Genomic DNA, 21,359 nt, shown 5'->3' with positions numbered 1-21,359 from the left:
AATTTGGACGTAAAAAAACCGCAATAAAGCGGCCTATTTGTTGAGTCGTGATAATTAAAAATTATTTCCAGCGCGGTAATGCATCTGGGGCATAAGCAACAATGCAACCTTGGTCATTATCATATGATTCACCACCACCGTACTGCGCGAAGAATGCCGCTCGATTTATAACTCCATCATTTGTTATTCCGTATCCATATCCAATACTGAAAAAACTAGCTTCATCAACACCCGTAACTTGAGACATAACCATGCAGTTTTCATACCCAAAAACAGGCTCAACAACACCATCAAAACCTATTTTAGGCACATCAGTAAGTACAGTTTTTATTCTCAGTGGTAACTTTGAAGCTGAATAAAATAATTTCCCTTCTTCATTGTAAATATTAAATTTCAGTTTTAAATCAATATCGCTTTCTTGAATTGGTCTGTATGCATAAACATTAATACTATCACCGCATGTAAATGAAATGTTCTTATCTGACAGCGGGATTGGGTAAGCTATCCCACCCCCATACTTTCCGTCAAAATTACGTCTGGCATCTCTATGAAAAAAGATATAACTATCCCATAGCTCAGGAAAGTTCGGTATAAAAGAATAATATCGTAAATTTGGATAGCGGGGGTCACTCACAATACCATCTTCAAGCATATTGATTATTTTTTCTAACACATATGTATTCGACGTTAATAATCCCAATTCAGCACCATTTATTGCTATTCTTGGTTTCATTATTGGCCTACTAGTTTAAATATCGTAATAACAGGGATCGTGGAACTGGATATTCCACGACCTGATTTATATTCCCATGAAATCTTATTTCCAGTCACTTTAATATTGGTCACTGTGGGATAGCTATTATTGGGAATGACTCCCCGAGGGGTTGTACTGGCTATTGCGATTATCTTTTCACCGCCTTGCAAATATTTATCATCAATTGTGATGCTATTATTCTTAAAATCGACACGCTGAGAATGAATAACATAACAAAATGAATCGATAATATTATCGACAACACCAGAGTCGTGATAAATATTAATAACAGGCTTTTTCATTCAAACCTCTTTGATATTAAACTAAAGCTATTTCTATTCGGATCCTCCCTTTTTCGTCATAGAGACGAAAGCCTGTTCCGTCTAAGTTCATGCGACTGCCAGCACTATTTGAGTTCATCTCAAACGTGCCGTTGACCATATCCAACCGAACCCCCGACTTATTGGGAACATAATTTTTAGAACGCATATCCGTGCCCACAATGATTTTTTCGATTGTAGCCTTGTTGATAAACGCTTCATTGATAAATACCTGTCCGTTTTCGACAAAAAATACGGGTTCTAACTTTCCGCTTGCAGGATTGAAAATACCAAAGGTATCTGCACTGAAACCAATTTGTGTGACAACCTTGCCACTTTTGACTGTGGCACCGATCATCATTTGTGCTTCATAATACTGGCCATTGAGCATAACCGCTGATTTAATGCTGAATACCGATGATGCATTTCCCTTATGATCAACTGAGGTTTCGGCGCGTCGTTCAATTGCCGCCTTGGTATCCTTAATTTCAGATTGAATTGTCTCGTTAGTGCTGGCCTGAGCTTTTTCATTATCTGAAATTGCTTTTTCAATACGAGTAAAGCGAGCATTGCTTTGTTCATACTGCGCATTTAGCTGTAAGAACTTTTCAGCATGGGCCACTTCATTAGTTGCAATAAGCTTGTTGGTTTCAATAATACTGGCTTTAATTAAACGGGCATCTTTGCCCTGCTTCATATACTGAACAGCTAACTGTGAAAGGGTTTCAGCTTGTGAAGACTCTTTGTCTGTTTCTGTTTTCTGCATATGAGCAATGTCAGCTTCGTTACCCTCAAAGCGACTGCTTGTTTTCTCCTCATTTTCTGCAACGGTTTTATTAGTGTCAGCTATCGCGTTAGTGTTTTTAGTCACCGCTGAACTAACCTCAGAAAGGTCTTTGCCTTGCTTATCAATGACCTTTCCTTGTTCATCGATTTGCTGGCCTTTCTCATCAATGTTTTTCTGTAACTCCGCACGGGTTTGCTCTGTGTGCTGGGTTTGTGCCTTGTCTTTTTCAGCGATTGACTCTGTGACACGCACAAATGCCGCTTCCATTTCATCATATTGCGCAGAGACTTTTTCTTCTAATACCGCTTGAGCCCTTTCATTGTCTGCAATCGCTTTTTCATTACGCTGAACCTGCGATTTGATTTTACGATTGTCATTGCGTGCCTTGCTGACTTCAGCAGTAGTTTGAGAAATCGCCTCAGCCTGTGACGATGCTTGATCCGCTTGAGTTTTGCGTACCTGTGCAAAGTTAGCATGCATTTCTTCATAGATACTTTGCTGATTTTCTTGCGTTTCTGTTGCCGTTTTTTCTAAATCAGCAATAGCCGTTTTTTGAGAATCAACAACACTACTCACATCCGACAGCTCGCGCCCCTGTTTATCAATATCCCCCTTCAGTTTGTCATCACCCGCTTTAATATCCGCTGTGAGCTGCTCTCGGGTTTGTGCGAGTGCCTTGTCTTGTTCAACCTGAACCTTTTTGATTTCAGTGATATTTGCAGCAGTATCATCAATATGCGCTTTAAGCTGAACACCCGTTTCCGCTATCGCTTTGTCAGCTGTCGCAATCGCTTTTTCATTCCGTAAAATGCTAGCTTCTGAAGTGCGCAAACGGTCAGTCATTTTGCTAAAGCTAGCAATAGTCTGCATAGCCGTTTCAGCTTGGGCGATTTCCTTGTTGGTGTTCGCAATTTCCATGCGGGTGATCGCACCGTAAATGTCACCAAATTCTGCAATTGTGGTTTGCTTGAACTCGGCCTGTGCTTTTTCCAGTGTTGCAGTGGTTTTCTCAACCGTTGTGATACGCCCTTTGGCTGCGTCAACTTCCGCTGTTACTTGGTTGATTTTCTCCGCTGTGGCTTCTTCAAGCGTGACTTGGGCATGTTCAACGCGAAGAATCGCAGAAGTGTTGTAATCCACTCTAGCACTGATTTGCTCTTGAAAACGCGCTGCTGCAGCATCTTGCTGTGCATTAACTTCTTCAAGTCGGAATATTTTCCCTTCGGTTCTGACTGTCTCGCGCTTGAATTCATAACTCAATTTCGTTGCATAAATTTGATTTTGCAATGCGGTTTCATTAACGATTGCTAAATCGGTATTAAGATTTAATACCTTGTTATCGAGTTCAATTGTTTTACTGTCGATATCAACAAGCTCATGCTTAATTTCAAGCTGTTCGAGTGCAATATCTTCAATTTGAGATTCCATTCGTTTACCAGCTTCAGTGCTGAGAAACTTATCGCCAATAACTTCCAATATTTCATCAGCCCGATCCTCTGGCTTTCCGTTAGCTTCAACAAACTGCGATTTGCCTACAGGGTTTACGGTTCTGACATAAACATAATATGTCTGGCCAGCTTTAAGCTTTCTTCCCTGAATAACCCACATCGTGCCATTGCCAAGGTATTCAGCTAATAGCTCAACTTCATTGATATTGGCGATCTGCTTTTCGGAAAACCAAAACTCATACTGCAGGCGCAGAGCATTTTGCCCACCAACATGGGGAATAATTCCTAAGCTGAAAAAGCCTGGTTCAACATCGATATAAGACGGCGGTGGGGGTGGGTTGATATCAAATGAAACAGAGGATTGCTCTCCCTTTTGCCCATCTTTATTTTGCGGTGCAACGGAAAGTAGGTAGTTACCCTGTGGTAGGTTTCCCATTCGATAACGGTTTTCTTGGGTTTTAGCGGTACCAACAATACGCCCTGCTTGGGTTAATTTGAGAATAAAATCAACACCACGAACCGCTGTTGCGGTTGTCCAGTTAGCTTCTACTTGCCAATTATCACTATCCGCACTGACTTCAACCGAAAGGTTTTCAATCGGAGGAATGTAGCCACCCAATGGCGTATCGGGTAACGGCTCAAATTTTACGCCCTGATCAACAATGGCCTCTTTTTCGGGGACATGCTGAACTGCAATAACACCATAGGTGCCATCGCCTTTATCGGAAATTGTAATCGCCCTAAATAAGCGACGAGCCAAATCAGGCTGACTAATACCCCATACCGATTTTATGGCAACACCTTTTGGGACTGATTCAACCTTAATTTGATGGTTACCCAAGTACCCTGTCACTTTTACGCGTTCATAACGTCCAGTGGCATTCATTAACGAAATAAAAGCGGTACCAGACTTAGGTTTTGTCACTTCTCTATCAAGGGTTAAAATCTTTTGAGTGACATCGAGGGCAATGAGTCTGCCGCCAATAGGATCCTCTCCACCCACCCAGTCGTTGTCCATAATTTCAATGATATCGCCAGGAGTATGTCGTAACCCTTCTGCGCCCACTTCAAATTCAACGGTTTGAGTCTCTAACTTCTCCGTCAATAATATCCATAAACCATAACGTCGCGCTTGCCCACGGCTTGTGCAGCCAAAAGCATCAACTCGAAGCACGTTAAGGCCAAACTGAGCAACCAATGCATCATCAGAAATTTGCTCAACACTGGTTTTCCACCCGTTCTGCGGATCAATAAAACGCACTTCAATAACGGTATGACGGGCTTTTAATGGACTGAAGCTATAATGAAAACGACCATTGACCACATTGGCATTTGTGTAAGGCCAAACAACATCACTAGGGCGGTCTTGAACAAATGTCATTTGCAGCCCATTCCGCACAGGCATAATACGCATCATCGAACACATATCACTGAAATAATCATAAGCCTTACGAATATCAGTCATATAAGCATTGCAAGTTACTCGAGGCTCTTTATTACCAAAACCATCGGGCACCAATTGGTCACAATGTTGACCGATGACATAAAGCGCAAACTTATCCACTTCTGAATATTTAAGCTTTTTACCAAGTCCAGAACGCTTATCCATTAGTACGTCATACAAAACCCAAGCCATATTATTTGTATAAGCAGGCTTAAAAGCCCCACTCCAGATACCTTTATATGTCCTAGTCTCTGGATCATAATTATCAGGCACCTGAACAATTCGCGCCCTTATTAGGTAGTTTCGAGTGGGATGTTGATTCCCAAACTGCTCACTTTCAAACGTTAATCCCACGACTGCTGAGCCTGGATAAGTTTGGTTGATATCTGTGATTTCGGTGTAACTTGACCAAATAGTGTTATTTTGCAATTTATCGCTATTGCTATCTGGCGTTAGGCGAACCATACGAATACCGAAAGGTGGAGGCGGTAACTTATCAATGACGACAGCCATTAGATATGGGGAATTGCTCCGTTTGCCACGGATAGTGACATTTTTTTCTGTTACCCACGCCCCATTACGTTGCACCTGAATTTGTAACTCAACCGATGTACCTACACGATCCCCATTATCTTTAACTTCAACCAGCGCTTGGGTGCCAAACGTTAACCGTAAGCGATCAATATTTCGTGAAGTTATTGTACGAGTAACGGGTGTGCTTTTTTTGATTTCAATCCCCACAGGAGTTTCACTTGATGAGGATGAAAACCCCTCTAAGGCTGGTTGTTCTAATGTGCCTGATACCCATTGAGCAGTCATGCCATTCACATTACTGTTGCCAGAGGAATCAATAACAGGAGTATTATTGAGATAAACCCCTTTTAAATCTCCCACTGGCCCCTCAATCGGCCCCTCACAAACTAAATCAATAATTGATAATTTTTGCCTTGATGTTAAATCGTTAGGTGCTTCATACGGAGTACGTTGCTTTCCTCCATTTTTACCCATGATTAAGTCTCCCCACTACCACCGTGTTTACCCACATCAATATCTTTTGCATCGCCGTCATCCATGATTTCAATTGCTTGTGAAATCACCCTTGAACCACACATAATTTCACCATAGGCAACAGGTACAGCCATCCCCTGTGCGACTGCGTTTTCAAGGTTGCTGAAGTACGTGTTCCCCTTTTCCTCTTCAGAGCGCGATAAATTGGCAGGCTTAGGTATCGGTGTTAACATTTGAGCGACACCGCCGATCATCATTGCGCCACCCGCTAACATCATTGATGCGCCAAAACTCCAACCTGCTGGGTTCCACCATCCGATCGCTAAAACAGCAGCGCCTGCAATAAACTGAAATGCACCACCTGTTTTTGCACCCTCAATACGCGGAACGATGTGAATTACCGCATTTGCCATCAATGGCTCATGGACACGCTGATGCAATTCGTTGGGATCAACATCAGAGCCGCTAATACGAATTTGGTACCAGCCATCACGGAATTGTTGTTTAAGATTGGGAATTTGAAGAAATAAAGCATGAAGCCCTTCTGCAGCGGTATTAATATTTAAATCGAATCGACGTCCAAATCGTTGCAGATCCCCATAAAATCGGATGGTTGCCAGTTGCGGTAACGCCAGATTGAGTGAGTCATTCGTTGCCATCTTTCGTTATAAACCTCTCGCTTGCTCAGTTGATTCGGGACATGATGTAAAATGGTCTGTTCCCCTAAGTAGATTGCGGCGTGATTTGCACGGGAACTGGCATAGCAACACAAAATAATATCGCCAGGCTGGATATCTCTTTTAACTTGCTTAAAGCCATTTCCCGCTAAGTTATCTAAATAGAGCTCTTTCCCTTGCCGCCACCAATTATCTTCACGCTCAAAGTCTGGTAATGAGTAACCAGCAAGATGGTATGCGTCACGGAATAAGCCATAGCAATCTGTACCACCGTGAATGAACTGGCGGCCCAATAACTTTGGTACGCATTCAAATTTGGTGATTTTGCTTTCGCATACCAGCCACCATGGTAAATTTGTTTTTAATTGATGCGCTCTATCCGCTGGGCTTAAATAGGGATTACCATCGGGATGACTATGAACAATCGCGATAACTTCGCCTATTTGGCTTGCTTGAATGTAGTTTTCAACCGCAATTGAAAAATGATTTTCAGGGTCGATATGTTGGTTTTCACAAGGAATATAAGTCTCGATACCGTTTTGAATAATCACAAGGCCACACGACTCCTGTGGCACCATGCGTTTTGCATGTTCCAAAATAGTTTGTTCTAACATGGTGATCCTTATTGACTGAGGCGAGACGAGGAGAGGAAGCATCCGATTCGATGTGTGTTATTTCTTAGCTTGCAGTCAGATAAACGCTTACCACATTTATCTTTGCTGGGGTCTTGTGTTGGGTTACCTAGCTCATCAGCAACGGGCGCACCTTTATAGCCGCACTCTTCAGAGCGATAGCCAAAATTACACACGTCCGAAAGAATAACTCGAGCTGGAAAAGTGGCACCATCTGTTTCAGTTGGTGCGGCAAGTTCCCATGTGGCGGTTTCAGCGTTAAGACTGGTTAATTGTTCTATGACCCATCGGCTAACTTGCTCTTGCGTTGGATCCGCGTTGTCATTGCCACCAGCAAAATTGGCTGAATCGAGGAATTGTGCTGTTGTTTTACGACGAATAACAGTGCCCCCTACCCCTGAGTTTAGGCGGCTAGCGATACCAAAAATTAGGCCAAACAAATTAGACAATGAAATAGTTGGGCGTGTTGATGGGCCTTTGCCGTTTAAATCAAAGCCATCGCCCATAATAGGGTAAGGTTCATATTCTTGGCCTTGCCAAATAACTGGCCCTGATGACTCATTGGTACCGTTATGGAATCGATATCGAATTCCACCTATATTTGTTAGGTCTATTTCATAGAGTATAACTTCAGCTTCGGCTTCAAGCTTCGTTGTTGCGATAAGTAATTCTGGTGGGATGTTATGCATTTATTTTACCCATAAAAAACCACCCGAAGGTGGTTATTATTAATATGCTATATTTTCTATTTATTAATTAGATAATTAAACTTACGATTAAATGATTCATGAGCGACCTGAGGGATGTTGAGTTTTATATCTCTCACATCACATTCACTATCCTTTATTAAATCCGTAGAGTCAGGATATTTTTTTTAATTAAGGCAATTAGCTCCACAACAGCATTGTCATCAATTAAATAACCATCTTTAATTTTTATAAGTAGTTTTTTATTATCGAATACAAAAGAACTGCCTGTATTTACATTGACATTTTTTACTGAAATATCACTTCCGCAATGCTTGCACTTAATAGCTTCTGGTTTAATCAATTCAGCACAATAAGGGCATTTTATATGTAACACCTGATCCGCATTAATGTCCATATTATTTACTTTGGTACTTTTTCTGCCACCAAATAAAACCATTAACAAACCACAAAGGATTATAAAACAACTTATGAGTATAAAATTTTGCCTAGCTGACATTAGCCCTATATTGTTGACCCGTCGCCCATATTCTGTTGCTACGGTAACATCCATTGCAAAAGAAGCTATGGCACCAATTATGCCAATAACCAAAAGAAATATTCCAAATCCTTTCATAACAACCTCTAGCCAAGATAATTTTTCATTATATTAGCGTATTGAAACAAAAGAGAAAGCGATCAAGCCTTAGAAAGTCACCTGCTCAAATTCCGCACTTATTGTTTTACGGATATTGCCGCTATCTGAAGACCATTTTTTACAAACAACCACAACCGCAGGCTGGCTTTTAGTTGGTTGAAATAAAAATGATTTCACTCCGCCATGACGCTTCAAAAAATCTAACGCCCCATTAGCTTTTTCAGGTGTTAGAGACAAATTCACATTAAATTTTTCGAGTTGTGAATTTAACCCGTCAGGCTTGCGTTGTTCATACCCATCACCAAAACGAACGGTTCTCACGCGGGGTGAAGATTCGGTTCCCATCCCTGGTTTAATAGGCCAGTTGAAAATTTCCATTAAACCTCCGCTATTCAGCCCTCAAAAGAGGGCTTCATATTATGTTACGCAGAAAACGAACCACCATCACGACGCTCTTTCGTCATAACTTGCTTGGTTTTTTGCTCCACTAAATTCAAAATTTGTTTAACTGCATTAGGTCCAATTTCTCCGTTGCCAGAATCATTTTGAATGTTAATCTGGAAAGTCTGATTTACCTCACCTCCAGAACGACCGCTAGCAGCAACAACACCTAACTTCCCATCAATGCCTCGGCGTAAAGGTAATATTGCCTCTGGCCCCGCTTCTCCCATTAATCCAGCACCACGAGCAAACGGGAATAAAGTTGGCTGTGAAACAATTTGCCCACTATAAGCACTAAGACCAGGAGAGTTATACACGCCGCCATTTGCATTAGCGGTTAAACCACCAAAACCAAAAGCTTCAAGCCCTTTAACCGCGCTCATTTTGATAGCAATTTCAGCCAACATTTTCAGGATTGATTTTGTAAAATCTTTGAAGTTTGCTTGAGCATCAACCAGCGCACTAGAAAGAGTTGAGCTAAGTCCATTTAATGTCGACGAAGTCGCATTTTGAATTTGAGTGTTAACATCCAAGGCCACATCACGGTAATCACCCCAGGCAGTTTTCATTCCAGCAATCCAATCTTTTTTTGCTGAATCTTCCTGAGCAAATGTATCTAATTTCACCCCCTCAACTTTTTCCCACTGCGGGGTATTGCCATAAGTTGATCGTAATTGCTCTATTTCGAGTGCTCGCTGAAGCTCTAAAGACGATTTACCCAGTGAATCAGCAATGGCCTTTTGCCGTGCTTCTTGCTGCTTGACGTATTTATCAGCCTGATCTTGCAATTTATTAAGATGTTCTTGCTTTGAAATTTGGTCACCCAAATCAGCTAGCTTTGCCTTATTAGCTAAAATGCTTTCTTTATTTTTTAATAAAGATTGTTCATCAAGGGATAATTTACGAGTTTTGCTGGCCTCCTCAAGAATTTCAAACTTAGCCTGTTCAAGCTGTAAATTCTTACGTTGCTGACTAAGAAAATCTGTTGCTGAAGAATGCTGTTCAAGAAGCCTTAGCTGAGCCTGAAGAGAGGTTACTTCAGCTTGTGCCGACTCATCTTGCCGAGTACCCATATCAGGGTGAAATGCCTTACCTTTCGGTGTTTTCGGCACTTTTCGATCTGCATACTTTCTTTCGATTTCCGCTTTGTACTCCTGATATTTTTCCTCTCCTAATATTTTTCTATCAAGCTCTAGTTTAGCTAATTCCTTTTTTCGCTCCGTTTCTCTTGATGAGAACCTATTTGCATAGTAATTTTGCAGATTAAGGTTGCGCTTTAGGATCTCTTCCTCATTTTTTTCAGATATTTTTCTCGCACTCTCTATATCTTGCTGGAATTTCTTTTCCTTTAATGCGAGAAGCTCATATCTTAAGTCATCAGCCGTTTGCCCTGTTTTGTTGAAATGAATACCTTTCGATGCAGGGTTTATCTGAAAATCCACAAGCTTTTCTTCATATTCCCTTATTTGCTGATCAAGCGTTTTAGCTCTACCTAAATCAAGCATGGCATCCCATGCACTCCCTGCCATATCTTTAACGCCTGCCCAAGCAGATTCTAAGAAACCTAAGTTTTCAACAATTTGAGATGTCCTATCTCTCATTGAATTAGCATAGGATTCCATGGCGATTTTAGCGGCATCAGATGTTCGCCCCTGCTCATCAAGTGTTGTTATTTGTTCAAGTTGAGTTGCTGTTAAAAAATGAAGGGATTTATCCAATTCCATGACCGCTTGAACAGGCTGATCTTTGAGTCGCTGAAATTGCTTGATAGTTTCATCGATAGATTGCCCTGTGGCCTTTTCCATTTTTGCAGCAACACCAGCCACCATGTCTACTTGTGAGCCAGTAAACGAACCAGAACCAACAACTTGTGCTAGCGCATCAGCCATCTTGTACTGCGTGATACCATCACCCGAAAGCGACTTTGCCAATTCATTGAGTTGGCCTTTGGTTTTAGCTGCGTAATTTCCAGTTAGAATAAGTTGTTTATTATATTCGCTTAGCTCTTTGGATCCCTGATATGCCGCAACGCCAAAGGCCGTTAATGCACCAGCACCACCAAACATGGCCACTTTCCATGGTGTGATTAAAGATGTGATCGCTTTCAGTGAATTACCAAACCCACCAAAAGAGTCTTTAATTTGCCCTCCCTGCTGAACTGCGACTAACCACGGCGGCATGCCAGAAGCCAAAGAAGTGACAATATCGGTCATTTGCATTGGCAGCTGTCGCATGGCTTGCCGATACTGTCCAGAACTAATCGTTACACCTTTTAACGCTACGTTTTGCTTTTCGAGTTTGCGAATGTAAACATCTGCCGAACTTGAAACACCCAACTGAGCTGCTTGTAGGCGAAGCATTTCAGTACGTGACAAGTTTTGCTGAGTAACTTGCTCTTTCAGTTTATTAATAAAACGTTGCTTGGCTTGAGTGGCGTTACTTTCTGCCCGTTCAAGCTCTCTTGATATAGCAATAGCTCTTGATTGTAAGGCTGTATTATCATTAAGTGTAATTGCGCCATCTTTAAACGATTTTTCAATTCTGTGGCGCAGGGCTATTATCTCGTTGAGTGACGCTTTTTGCCTTTCGAGGTGATCAAGTTGAGTAGAGTATTGCCCAGTAAGATCTGGCAGGAATGTAAATACTTCGTTATTTTTTTTCTCTAATTCAGAGATAGTTTTAATATGTAAACTAGAAAATTTAGCCGTTTCTTTTTGAAGCTCCTGCAGTGAATCAAGGGCTCTCTGCTTTGCCGACATAGCCTCATTTTCGAGTAGCTTTGTTTGATTGGATTGACTTCTAAGTTTCTCTGATTTTCTTTTATCAATCCTGTCAAGTGCGTTTTGGACTATTTTTGCGAATCGTATGTCATCCTGCGCCTTCTTCTCTAGCTCTCGCTCTACTCGACCTGATTTTTCAAAAAATTCTGTGGTATTTGCACCAATCTTAATCTCAAGATCTGCTATTTGCTGGCTCATACCGCACTCCCCCGGATATTCCTTCACTCGCTAACTGAATAGCTTCATCTGACATTTCGCTATCATCTGACTCAATGTCAGTTAGCAGCATAAAGTCGGTTAATTTTGTATCACCACCAAACATGGTTTGAAATACGGTTTTTTGTAAGGCAGCGAACTCAGCATCAATGAGTTGTGGCGTGAACGGCACTTTGCTGAAATGGTCTGTCCAATCGCCATACTCGGAAGCGCTGATTTCATCTAGCATTCGTCGCCAATCAGGACGTCTAAATTCACGCGCAAGTCGCAAAGCAAACACCCGTTCACGCGCAACTACTTTTCCATTGGTTCAGCTTCTTGCTTTTCTTGATCGGAGCCCGCACCTGAATCACTATCTTCGTCTTTCATTCCACTTAATTTAGAGACAATATCAAACGCACTTTTTAGTGCTGAATCTCCCCAGTTATCAAGAATTTCATGATAAACAGTTTCAACATCACGATTTCTGTCAGCATTCCAGATAGAGCGCGAAACTATCCATGCCAACTGCTCAACACCATGACGACTTACTTTTGCACCTCGCGCATGCCCTTCAAGGTTTCCAAGTTCGCTCTCTTGCTGAACTAAAAGTTCAAAATATTCAGTACGTTGCAATGCGGTCAACTCAAAAAGAACAATATTTACGTCACCGATAGATAAGTCTTTTTTCTTTAAAAACATAGTATTACCCTTTTATTGGATACAAAAAAAGCCACAAGCAATGTGGCTATCTTATTGATTTAAAATATTTATTACTCTTTTGGTTGAGTAACCGTTTTACCCGTTGGTTTTGGGGGGATTTCTTCTGCCATGGTTGGTCGCCCAGTGTTCTTAATCTTCACTGTTCGTGTCATGGTTTCTTTGATTGGGATTGATTTACCTAGGCCGCTAATCCAGCCCTTAAATAAATCAAGCGTACCATTTGGGTACAGAATTTTGTAAAAGCGCGGTACCCCCTCATCAAACCATTCAACAAGGTCTTTTTGCCCTTCCTCACCTGGTAACCAAGCAAGAGTAACGCTGGTTTCTCCCGAGGATTTTTCACCCTGAGTCGTGTTTTCCCAGTCACCGTTAGGGTCATCGAGATAGCTATCATCTTCACTTGCTGCAGTAATTTCTCCAGGCTCTAGTGATTTGATTTTAGCTAATCGAGTAAAATCCGTTTCAAGATACGGATCCTTAGTGGGGTCATCCGTTCCAGTATAGACCCAAAGTGTTGTGCCAGCCCCTTTTGTGGGCTCCAGTGGATTTGGTACTTTTGCCATCGTAAAATTCCTTACATTTCATATTCAATTCGGTAAGTGATATCAACCGAAGCCCATAACGCCATTTCATCATCACGATCGTAATCAAACCCTTTTGGTGTCATATCGGTTAAAACATCACCTAAGTTGGTCATACTTTTGATTGCAGGGTATATCTTTTCATCTACCCATTTATCTAAATCAGAATCGGTTTTTGCTGCTTTTAAAAACAGCTCAATATGAAGAATGGCAGTCCATTGGTTGCTATCAAGGTACTTTGGATCTGGGCGAGGTTCGGTTAAATAAACCGCAACAACAGGCAATTCATTTTCATCAAAGTTAACGGGTCGCCCATCATAAGTTGATAATTTCGGGATGCTTTTCTTAAGCCCCTCAATCACTAACTCACGGATCTTGGTATGCGAAATCACTATCCCCCCTTAAAATAAAGCCGTAACTGGTTGTTCAAGGCATACCGCATTTCTTTATCAATATCTGCATCACGAACTTTAATAACGTGCTCCTCAAAAGCATCCGTTAGCGGCTTTGCTAACGGAATTTTCACAACTTCAATCGGATATCGGCTTTTCCCAACCCGTTGCATGACGTGCCAGCGGCCATTATTAAGTTGCTGAATAAACGCACCATGAAAAGTAAATTTACCGACTTTCAAAACACTGTTGTGTCGCCTTTCAATACCTCGACTTCGTGAAAGTTGCACTCTTGCTGTGCCTAGAACAATTGCAGGTAAATTCCCTCGGTTAACGGTTATTCTGGCTTTGGCTATGCCTTGTTTTGAACTTGCTCTCTTAAGTCGCACACGCTTGCGGATTATTTTTTGTGGGATTTTTGTTTCTCGGGAAACGTCCTTAACACTGCGGCTAATTGCTCTCGTCGCGATTCGGTTTATCGCCTGCGCCGTTGCAATCGGAGTTACTTTCTCAACGATGAGGTTGAGATTTCGAATGGCTTCATCCTTCCCCTTCATCATCATCGCCCTCAATAAAAATCATCCATTTACCATTAAATTGTTGATAGCGAGTGACCAGATAAGAGCGCCCACCAGCAACCACTTTATCGTTTTTTCTGGGTTGGTATCCCGCTGAAAAAATGACATAAGAAAGCCCATCCCCTGTGACGGGGCCAAATTCAGGTAAAAAGTGAGAATCTACCCCGATGTGGTCTATACCGTTAATAGATATAGGCTTTCCCATTCGTTTAGTGGTGAGTGCGTCCAGTCGATCTGTTAACCGTTCAAACGCACTCATAAATTAACCGCCTGCTGCAGCTGTCGCTGGAAAAATATTAAGTTTTACGGGCACTAATTCCGCGCCCGCTTCAGCCGCTTCCCATGTAATACCAACGGGAACGCCGCCTTTGTCAGCAACAATCCCTTTATCACCTGTCACCGCTTGTCCAGCCGTTAAAGCAACACCTGCTTTTTTCTTCAATAAATAAACACCTTCGGCAAAGCCATCACCAGTCTCGCCTGGTTCAATATTCGTTGCAGCAATACAAGCTAGAGCGCCTACCATGACCAAATCACCACTGAGAATAGCGGTTGTACCTGCATTTTTAATTTCAACAGTTAACCCTTGTTGTTGATAATTCTTAGCCATAACTTCTCCTTCTGGCCCCGAAGAACCAGATTTTAGGTATAAAAAAAGCCCGTTAGGGCGAGAGGTTTAATCTGTAATAAGGTTATTTCGTATCGACACGAACCATACCGCGATAATCTACTGGTGCAACCCCTGCATCGATACGAACTTTAGTGGTTACACCGTCAGAGCTGAAGCCTTCTTCTTGGTCAATGTAAGGCGTATCAACTCCATCAAGATAGGCAACTTCAATGGTATCGGTGCCCTGAGCAGAGGTTAGGAACCACGTTGGTTTATCTTTACTTGCACCACGTGATAAACGAGATTCACGGATAACTTCAACAATATCTTTGACTGGGTTAATGATCCCCGCGTTGATATCCGCACCTTTGACGCTGCTAGAACCAATAACTTGTTTGGCAGAAGTTACTAAGGCCGTTGGAACCAACATAAATGCAGGCTCAATATTTAACTCACGCTCACCTTCTTTTTGCTCTTGCATTAACGCACAAGCAGCCGCAATCGTATCAACATCCATGCCGCCACTGGTTAAGTTTGCGTGTTTTGCATCAAACATTTTAATGTTATCACCGCTGAAGATTGCGTTATCCATCAGGATAGCGTAAACCAAGTCACCAATGGTCGCTTTGGCTGCGCGGCCTAGTTTCATCGGGGTATCAGTAAGCATTGACATATCATCGTTAATGATAGCTTGGCGAGTAATGCTGAATAACTCACCGTAGGTTGCCAGTGCGATAGTTGCCTTTTTATCACCCGTAGTGACGTACTTATATTCTGCCCCTTCGCGAACTTCACGAATAGAGTTAAACCCGCCCATTCCAACACGGGTAGCCGGTTTAAAGTCGCCCAAGTGTCCTTTTTTCGTCCATTTTTCAAACGTTTCTGGCGCTTCATTCCAACCTTGCAAAATAGATTTATTTGCTACATCTAACAAAATATTACCAAAGTCAGATGTGCCGTGAGTAAAGGCCATGCCAACCATTTGCATTGAGTTACGAGTCGCAATACCAACGCCACGATCCGTTAATGACATGCGAGCCAATTCACGTAATGTCATGCAGTTATAAGGGTTATCAGCATGTGCTTCATCATATCCTGCACGTGCCATTAATGATGCGCGAACACTGTCCCCCACAATATTACCGTTGTTCGCATAAATATGAGCACCGTAATTAACGGTATTTGTTGGCGTTGTACCTTTGGCGACTAAATCTAAAATCTTATCTTTTGCTTGATCAACAGTGCAGTTGATATCGGTAAGGCACTCAACCATGACGTCATTATGCTTACCACCAAACATAGCAAATAAATCCTTAATCCCATTCATACGCGCTTGTTCCGCTTGACGCGCTTGGGCTTGAATACCTGCGGTATCAGTCTCTTGAGTATTGGTTGGGTTTTGCGGTTGTGGTGCTGGATCTGCCGATGGCACCGTCGTGTTACGAGGGTTAGTCAGGCTATTTTTTAACGTGTTTTTTAATGAATTAGGCATGGATTTAAATTCCTCAATGCGTTTAGATGAAAGGCTGGCCATCGCTTTGACTGGCTCAATAACGGAGTTAGCAAAACCGTGCTCCACGCACTCTTCTGCCGTTAACCATGTCTCTTCACTGAGCATGGCTTCAATTTCTTCTTTCGTTTTTCCCGTTTTCTCCATATAAGCAGGGATTAAAACATTTTCGACTTTATCAAGCAGATCAGCATAATCGCGCATATCATTAGCATCACCCCACGACACGCCCCAAGGTTTATGGATCATCATCATGGCATTTTTTGGCATTTTGACTTCATCACCTACCATGGCAATGACTGACGCCATCGAAGCTGCTAACCCATCGATATAAACCGTAATGGTGGCATTGTGATTTTTGAGCTGATTGTAAATAGCAATCCCCTCAAAAACCTCACCTCCTGGTGAATGAATATGAAGGTTGATATGATTGATATTGCCAAGAGAAATTAAATCTTCGGTAAATCGACGTGCGCTAATCCCCCACATGCCAATTTCGTCATGAATATAAATATCAGCTGAAGTCTCGCTGGTCGCTTTCATTTGAAACCAGCTTTTCTCTGGTGCCGACATCAGCGGTTTACTCATCGTCATGCTGTTTTTGGGTAGCATGAGATGTGTGTTTTTCGTCTGCATTATCATTACCTTTGTCGTTGGCGGGGTCTGTATCAAATTTCAGCCCCAGTCGTTCATTTTCATCAATTTCCGCCTTGCGGCGCCGTTTAACTTCTGCTGGATTACCCCCTCTTGCTCGAACCCAGTCGCTTTCTGTCGCAGCACCACCGCGGATTTGAGCTTTCCATGCATTCGATTCTTTAAGTGGATCAATCCATGGCATGACAGGGCCGTTGTATGTGGCGTTATAAAGTGAATTGAGGTCAACATCAGCTGGGAGGATAATTACCCTTGATGCAATCGCCATTTGTAGCCATTGCCGATAAACAGGCCGACTAATGGAGCCACAAAAGGTATCTTGTAGAATGTAATATCCCTCAAATGACTCCACCAGCTCTTGTCTTTGTGCGCTGTATGTCCCGTTGTAATCACGAGCAATACTGGAATAACTCCCCCTACTACCTGCAGCAACGGCTCTTAACTGACCGTTTCGAAAATTTTCAAGGTTTGGATTTGGCCTATCAGATTTGATCATGCCGACTTCTTCACCAGGTAATAAATCATCGTAGATTATGCCTGGCTCAATGATGATATTACGGTCTTCTTTGCCCTCATCGTCATCATATAAACTGGCATCACCTTTTTTAATGTACATCCCTAATGAGGCTGCAATCCTTGCTGCCGTTAGCTCTGCATCCTCATAATCTTTCAAAGAGCTTAGGCGCATTAAAATGCCAGAAAACAAGCTAACACCACGCACCTGATGTAACCGCCGTACATATTTTATGTGCAGCATGTTTTCAGCAATGATGGACTTTAATTCCCCCATTTGCTGACCTGCAGTTAACAGGTTTTTGTAAACGGAATAGGATTGCGGTCGGCCCCACTCATTCACTTGGATGCCTTGTCGGATGTTTTTACCTGTATCATCAAAATGAATAGGTACAAAATCAGGTTCTAGCGCTTCTAACCAAAACGGAATACCAGCTTGTTTATCCAGCCCCTTTTGATTTCCTTTTACGAGTTGAGCAAAGACCTCACCATCGCGGATCCATGTTCGAACCAAAAGGCGCTCAAGCATTGGACGCGTAAATTGCCCTGTCACTTCTGGACGAATAGACCATTCAGCCCAAGCAGCTCTTATCTGCTTAGCTAGATCTTCATGAATTTGCCCTGTCTTCGATAATGGCTGAGGCTCAACAATGATCCCTCTACTGCCGACAATCCGCTCTTCCATTTTATCGAGGATACCAATTACAAGGTCATGGTTATTGTCTAACCACCGAGCTTGTTCACGTAATGACTTCCCCCCAGTTTGCGTCAATTGATTTGCATTACGCGATTCTCGCCTTGCCTTATGTTGTCGTGATGGCATTGCGGCTTCATAAGCCATGATTTGGTTTCGTGAGCGCAAACGGCTACTGGCCCATCCAGGTGAAACCACCGATATGGCTTTATCAAGAAAGTTCATTGAAACCTCGCTAATTTATAGCCTGGGGACTTGCGATGTGCGGAACTACTCTGCGAATACCGCCTCTCCCAATATTCTCGCCCCTTACGGATCTCGCTGAGGTTTTCCATCGTCATGGATTGGCCGTTAAATGTGACACTTTTACCCTGCAGTATTTCCCTCTCTGCCGTTAAATACGCGTCCCTCATTTCTTTAATTTCATCTCGGGTCATACCCATCCTCCAGATGTTGAAGACACAGGAGCCCATGCCGAACTTGCGCTAGGCTTGCTTTCTTGGGTTTCTGTTTGAGTTTGAATTGGTGTTGATTTTGGAGGAGGTTGATTAGAAGTCAGAGGCGATAGTTTAGCTTCGCTGATATCTGGCAACTGAGCCCACTTAGGTGGTTTCTCCCATTTGATTTTTTCGTAACCCAGTAAAATAACCAACGCATGTGCATAGACCATCAAGTCAAAAGCTTCGTTAGCCCCTTTGCCTGGTTTACTCCATTTCCCATTATTGTCTCGCTCTTCATACGTAAGTTCATCATAGAAAGAATCATCGAGCCAATCAGGAAAATGAATATAGTTATTACCTACCGTCTCCCGTCCTAAATGCGAAGAAATACGGTCTTTTAATTCATTTGTTTGCAATAAATAAATAGGTACATCACCACGCGCTTTGGCGCGGCGGTCTGAACGTTCAGTGTTATCAGGGTAGGATTTGGTGATTAGTTTACTTTTGGCTTTACCATCCCCTTTAAATAGATAGACACGACGCGCCAAACCATCTTTTTTACATTTACGCCAAAATTGATAAGCGTTATCTGTTACCCCTTCCTCACCACCAGTATCTATCGCCATGCTGTGGATACCCATTTCTAAATCGTCACGATCTTGAAGTGGATAGGTTTTATCGAGTACATCCGTTACCAAAATATTCCAATCTTCCGCATAAGAAGAAGGGTCAATTTTTCTAGCTTCACCATCTTCGCTATAACGTAAAGAGCGAGTGATGTCGAAACGGTCTATTATCCAACGTTCACCTCTGGCGCCATATCCTGTAACTTGAACGACAAATCGCCGTTTTTTACCGCCCTGCACGTCAACGGTAGCAACAAGAAAACGAACGCCATCGGGTACCGTTCCATGATCCCAATATTCAGCGCGCACTTTCAGATCATCACCGCTTCGCTGCTCTTGGCTGATTTTCGGTAAATATGGTTGTCCCCAGTCAGTGTTAATGACTGATTTTAGCGTTTCCTCGCTACCCGTTCGCTCGTATTCCTGTTCCGCATTGAGTAAGTTATAAACTAACTTTTCCCATGTTTGATAAGCTGCGGCGGGGCCTTCCATCCAAAATGACGCAATGCGAGACTCTCTAGGTTCACCTGTTATAACGCCATTTTGGTCAATAGACTGCCCCTCTCTAAGCCAAACCCCTTTATTGTTTAGTTCTCTTTTCTGTTCTGGTTCGATAATTCCCATGCAGTGGGGGCACTGTAATCGTGCCGCCTTACTACCTGCTGTTGGGTCATCGCCTTCACTAAAGCCCACCATGTTTTCACGGATTGGTAAGAAATATTCTGAACAATGCGGACATGGCCAATACCAGCGGCGGCGATCACCCCGATTATAAAGTGACAAAATACCCGTTGTTGGCGGGGCCTCATGCGGCGTATTTCGCCGCCACTTACTGTCCGTTATCTCTCGACCAGGAGAGCTTTCCACCAGTGTTTTTCCTGCGGACATAAATGTGGTTGTACGCTTTGCGGCTAGCGTGTAGGCATCTCCCTCCCCGTCTACATCTTCAGGGAAACGGTCATAGTCCGTTAATGCAACAAACCGATAATCCGAAGAGGACATGATATTGACGGATGGCCAGCCAATTTTTAAATAATTCCCCGCCCTGAATGTTTTGTCATGGACGTTATTGTCATTACGGTGAGGGCTTAGTCTTTTAGCAACCTCTCGACTTGAACGAAAGGCTCTATCCAATCTTTTTTTAGAGTGTTCCCTCGCCTTTTCTTCCGTCATTTGAATGAGAAGAAAATCTGCAGGGTCGCAGACAATGACATAGACGATCCAACCATCAATCAGCCCCAATGATTTTCCCGTTCGAGCTGGACCAACAAATATCACTGAATCATAGCGACGATCCGCAAGGCAATTCATTGGTTCAATAATATAAGGGGTTAATGAATCATCCCACGGTATTGAAGAGCCTTCCCCCATTGGAACGCGCATATATTTTTTTACAGCCTGAGCAATTGGCATTCTGCGGGGAGCTTTTAATAGGGAGGCAACATCTTTCCTCACTGTCGATGCCGAGGCGTAATTTACTGTCATTCTTCAAAATCCTCTGCATCCATTACCCGTGCGGCTAAAATATCGCGCAATTCATCAACAATGATTTGTACTTCTGTCAGCTGCTGGGCATTCCAACCTTTATCACGCTCTAATTTATCGGGCCATGTATCTAAAACTTGTGTAATTGCTTTAACCAATACCGCCATTTCCAAATGCACATCGGCAACAGGAACCAGTTGTTTAAGTGTGGTTTCTAGTTTTATCCGTTCGTTTTCAGACTGGAACCAATCCTTGCGATCCTTGGGGGGCATTAATGATGGGTCTTGCAAACTGTTCGTGTTGGCATCAGGGTCAGCACCGAAAAGTATCGGGCCAATATCTCGTAAAGCATAAACGGGATTCCCCCGAACCATATTTGCTATCGGGGTGTTTGCATCGAGCAATCGCTTTTTAACTGTTCCGCGATTCAAGCCGAATGCTTCAGCAATCTTAGCCACGCTCCAGTTGTAGGCGTCCCCCAGATTGCTGATGTTGGACATTGACACCTCACTCTGTCAGGTGAAAACTGATATTTTTATTTATTATCAGATAGATATAACACATTGAGGTGACAACTCATTTTAAAAATTGTCACCTCAATGTCGATATTTACAAATTAAATCAAACGGTTAACTCACCTGCTGCTGACAGCATGAAAATTTGAAAATGAGCCGTTTCCCGCGAGCGCGCCGCCCCGTGGAGAGGGTACCCCCTCGGGAGTAC

At 42.7% G+C, this 21,359-nt stretch carries 20 protein-coding genes and 2 pseudogenes; all 22 read right to left on the bottom strand.

Annotated features, from left to right (window positions below; translation table 11 throughout):
• Positions 1–61 precede the first annotated feature (61 nt).
• Positions 62–733 (bottom strand): hypothetical protein, encoded by a 672-nt coding sequence (locus M1F05_RS08135; protein WP_318826044.1) that lies wholly within the window; start codon positions 731–733, stop codon positions 62–64.
• Positions 733–1,056 (bottom strand): hypothetical protein, encoded by a 324-nt coding sequence (locus M1F05_RS08130; RefSeq protein WP_318826043.1) that lies wholly within the window; start codon positions 1,054–1,056, stop codon positions 733–735. Before M1F05_RS08130 ends, M1F05_RS08135 begins: the two co-directional genes overlap by 1 nt.
• A 16-nt stretch (positions 1,057–1,072) precedes the next feature.
• Positions 1,073–1,771 carry a DUF1983 domain-containing protein gene (locus M1F05_RS22765; RefSeq protein WP_412990680.1) on the bottom strand — a complete coding sequence of 233 codons (699 nt, stop codon included), beginning with the start codon at positions 1,769–1,771 and terminating at the stop codon, positions 1,073–1,075.
• Between the two features lie 1,503 nt (positions 1,772–3,274).
• Positions 3,275–5,761: pseudogene (locus M1F05_RS22760) on the bottom strand (host specificity protein J); the annotation flags it as partial.
• Positions 5,762–5,763: 2 nt separating this feature from the next.
• The gene (locus tag M1F05_RS08120; RefSeq protein ID WP_318826041.1) at positions 5,764–6,420 is read right to left on the bottom strand and encodes a tail assembly protein; all 657 of its coding nucleotides are present in this window, start codon (positions 6,418–6,420) and stop codon (positions 5,764–5,766) included.
• Positions 6,324–7,058, bottom strand: a complete 735-nt coding sequence (locus M1F05_RS08115; RefSeq protein WP_412990679.1) for a C40 family peptidase — start codon at positions 7,056–7,058, stop codon at positions 6,324–6,326. Before M1F05_RS08115 ends, M1F05_RS08120 begins: the two co-directional genes overlap by 97 nt.
• Before the next feature lie 2 nt (positions 7,059–7,060).
• Entirely contained in the window at positions 7,061–7,759 is a 699-nt protein-coding gene (locus tag M1F05_RS08110) for a phage minor tail protein L (RefSeq protein ID WP_318826039.1), read from the bottom strand.
• 312 nt (positions 7,760–8,071) lie between these two features.
• Positions 8,072–8,174: pseudogene (locus tag M1F05_RS22755) on the bottom strand (zinc ribbon domain-containing protein); the annotation flags it as partial.
• Between the two features lie 288 nt (positions 8,175–8,462).
• A complete protein-coding gene (locus M1F05_RS08100; RefSeq protein WP_318826037.1) occupies positions 8,463–8,792 on the bottom strand; it encodes a phage tail protein in 330 nt (109 codons plus the stop codon).
• 44 nt (positions 8,793–8,836) lie between these two features.
• Positions 8,837–11,833 (bottom strand): phage tail tape measure protein, encoded by a 2,997-nt coding sequence (locus tag M1F05_RS08095; protein ID WP_318826036.1) that lies wholly within the window; start codon positions 11,831–11,833, stop codon positions 8,837–8,839.
• Positions 11,808–12,122 (bottom strand): phage tail assembly protein T, encoded by a 315-nt coding sequence (locus M1F05_RS08090; protein ID WP_318826035.1) that lies wholly within the window; start codon positions 12,120–12,122, stop codon positions 11,808–11,810. Before M1F05_RS08090 ends, M1F05_RS08095 begins: the two co-directional genes overlap by 26 nt.
• 23 nt (positions 12,123–12,145) lie before the next feature.
• Complete coding sequence (gene gpG, locus M1F05_RS08085; protein ID WP_318826034.1) at positions 12,146–12,532, bottom strand: phage tail assembly chaperone G; 387 nt, start codon at positions 12,530–12,532, stop codon at positions 12,146–12,148.
• Between the two features lie 71 nt (positions 12,533–12,603).
• Positions 12,604–13,116: a phage tail tube protein gene (locus M1F05_RS08080; protein ID WP_412990649.1), complete on the bottom strand. Its 513-nt coding sequence runs from the start codon at positions 13,114–13,116 to the stop codon at positions 12,604–12,606.
• Between the two features lie 11 nt (positions 13,117–13,127).
• The gene (gene gpU / locus M1F05_RS08075) at positions 13,128–13,526 is read right to left on the bottom strand and encodes a phage tail terminator protein (RefSeq protein WP_318826033.1); all 399 of its coding nucleotides are present in this window, start codon (positions 13,524–13,526) and stop codon (positions 13,128–13,130) included.
• Positions 13,526–14,089: a phage tail protein gene (locus M1F05_RS08070; protein WP_318826032.1), complete on the bottom strand. Its 564-nt coding sequence runs from the start codon at positions 14,087–14,089 to the stop codon at positions 13,526–13,528. Before M1F05_RS08070 ends, gpU begins: the two co-directional genes overlap by 1 nt.
• Positions 14,067–14,363, bottom strand: a complete 297-nt coding sequence (locus tag M1F05_RS08065) for an ATP-binding protein (protein WP_318826031.1) — start codon at positions 14,361–14,363, stop codon at positions 14,067–14,069. Before M1F05_RS08065 ends, M1F05_RS08070 begins: the two co-directional genes overlap by 23 nt.
• 3 nt (positions 14,364–14,366) lie before the next feature.
• Positions 14,367–14,714, bottom strand: coding sequence for a DUF2190 family protein (locus M1F05_RS08060; RefSeq protein ID WP_318826030.1), 348 nt, complete (start codon positions 14,712–14,714; stop codon positions 14,367–14,369).
• A gap of 82 nt (positions 14,715–14,796) precedes the next feature.
• The gene (locus tag M1F05_RS08055; protein WP_412990648.1) at positions 14,797–16,860 is read right to left on the bottom strand and encodes a ClpP-like prohead protease/major capsid protein fusion protein; all 2,064 of its coding nucleotides are present in this window, start codon (positions 16,858–16,860) and stop codon (positions 14,797–14,799) included.
• Entirely contained in the window at positions 16,805–18,310 is a 1,506-nt protein-coding gene (locus tag M1F05_RS08050) for a phage portal protein (protein WP_318826029.1), read from the bottom strand. Before M1F05_RS08050 ends, M1F05_RS08055 begins: the two co-directional genes overlap by 56 nt.
• Complete coding sequence (locus tag M1F05_RS08045; RefSeq protein ID WP_318826028.1) at positions 18,307–18,522, bottom strand: hypothetical protein; 216 nt, start codon at positions 18,520–18,522, stop codon at positions 18,307–18,309. Before M1F05_RS08045 ends, M1F05_RS08050 begins: the two co-directional genes overlap by 4 nt.
• The gene (locus M1F05_RS08040) at positions 18,519–20,636 is read right to left on the bottom strand and encodes a phage terminase large subunit family protein (protein ID WP_318826027.1); all 2,118 of its coding nucleotides are present in this window, start codon (positions 20,634–20,636) and stop codon (positions 18,519–18,521) included. Before M1F05_RS08040 ends, M1F05_RS08045 begins: the two co-directional genes overlap by 4 nt.
• Positions 20,633–21,136 (bottom strand): DUF1441 family protein, encoded by a 504-nt coding sequence (locus tag M1F05_RS08035; RefSeq protein ID WP_272677521.1) that lies wholly within the window; start codon positions 21,134–21,136, stop codon positions 20,633–20,635. Before M1F05_RS08035 ends, M1F05_RS08040 begins: the two co-directional genes overlap by 4 nt.
• Positions 21,137–21,359: the final 223 nt, after the last annotated feature.

Origin of the sequence: Providencia sp. PROV252 (assembly GCF_033676005.1) — a bacterium.
In the GTDB taxonomy this organism is placed as follows: domain Bacteria; phylum Pseudomonadota; class Gammaproteobacteria; order Enterobacterales; family Enterobacteriaceae; genus Providencia; species Providencia vermicola.
The sequence above is the reverse complement of the archived record's forward strand: the minus strand, read 5'-3'. Positions and strand labels throughout refer to the sequence as shown.

What these genes read in the sequence shown, in the direction of transcription:
- M1F05_RS08135 (WP_318826044.1), bottom strand. Translation starts at nt 733, where the DNA reads ATGAAACCAAGAATAGCAATAAATGGTGCTGAATTGGGATTATTAACG.
- M1F05_RS08130 (WP_318826043.1), bottom strand. Translation starts at nt 1,056, where the DNA reads ATGAAAAAGCCTGTTATTAATATTTATCACGACTCTGGTGTTGTCGAT.
- M1F05_RS22765 (WP_412990680.1), bottom strand. Translation starts at nt 1,771, where the DNA reads ATGAAGCAGGGCAAAGATGCCCGTTTAATTAAAGCCAGTATTATTGAA.
- M1F05_RS08120 (WP_318826041.1), bottom strand. Translation starts at nt 6,420, where the DNA reads ATGGCAACGAATGACTCACTCAATCTGGCGTTACCGCAACTGGCAACC.
- M1F05_RS08110 (WP_318826039.1), bottom strand. Translation starts at nt 7,759, where the DNA reads ATGCATAACATCCCACCAGAATTACTTATCGCAACAACGAAGCTTGAA.
- M1F05_RS08100 (WP_318826037.1), bottom strand. Translation starts at nt 8,792, where the DNA reads ATGGAAATTTTCAACTGGCCTATTAAACCAGGGATGGGAACCGAATCT.
- M1F05_RS08095 (WP_318826036.1), bottom strand. Translation starts at nt 11,833, where the DNA reads ATGAGCCAGCAAATAGCAGATCTTGAGATTAAGATTGGTGCAAATACC.
- gpG (WP_318826034.1), bottom strand. Translation starts at nt 12,532, where the DNA reads ATGTTTTTAAAGAAAAAAGACTTATCTATCGGTGACGTAAATATTGTT.
- M1F05_RS08080 (WP_412990649.1), bottom strand. Translation starts at nt 13,116, where the DNA reads ATGGCAAAAGTACCAAATCCACTGGAGCCCACAAAAGGGGCTGGCACA.
- M1F05_RS08070 (WP_318826032.1), bottom strand. Translation starts at nt 14,089, where the DNA reads ATGATGATGAAGGGGAAGGATGAAGCCATTCGAAATCTCAACCTCATC.
- M1F05_RS08065 (WP_318826031.1), bottom strand. Translation starts at nt 14,363, where the DNA reads ATGAGTGCGTTTGAACGGTTAACAGATCGACTGGACGCACTCACCACT.
- M1F05_RS08060 (WP_318826030.1), bottom strand. Translation starts at nt 14,714, where the DNA reads ATGGCTAAGAATTATCAACAACAAGGGTTAACTGTTGAAATTAAAAAT.
- M1F05_RS08055 (WP_412990648.1), bottom strand. Translation starts at nt 16,860, where the DNA reads ATGCAGACGAAAAACACACATCTCATGCTACCCAAAAACAGCATGACG.
- M1F05_RS08050 (WP_318826029.1), bottom strand. Translation starts at nt 18,310, where the DNA reads ATGAACTTTCTTGATAAAGCCATATCGGTGGTTTCACCTGGATGGGCC.
- M1F05_RS08045 (WP_318826028.1), bottom strand. Translation starts at nt 18,522, where the DNA reads ATGACCCGAGATGAAATTAAAGAAATGAGGGACGCGTATTTAACGGCA.
- M1F05_RS08040 (WP_318826027.1), bottom strand. Translation starts at nt 20,636, where the DNA reads ATGACAGTAAATTACGCCTCGGCATCGACAGTGAGGAAAGATGTTGCC.
- M1F05_RS08035 (WP_272677521.1), bottom strand. Translation starts at nt 21,136, where the DNA reads ATGTCCAACATCAGCAATCTGGGGGACGCCTACAACTGGAGCGTGGCT.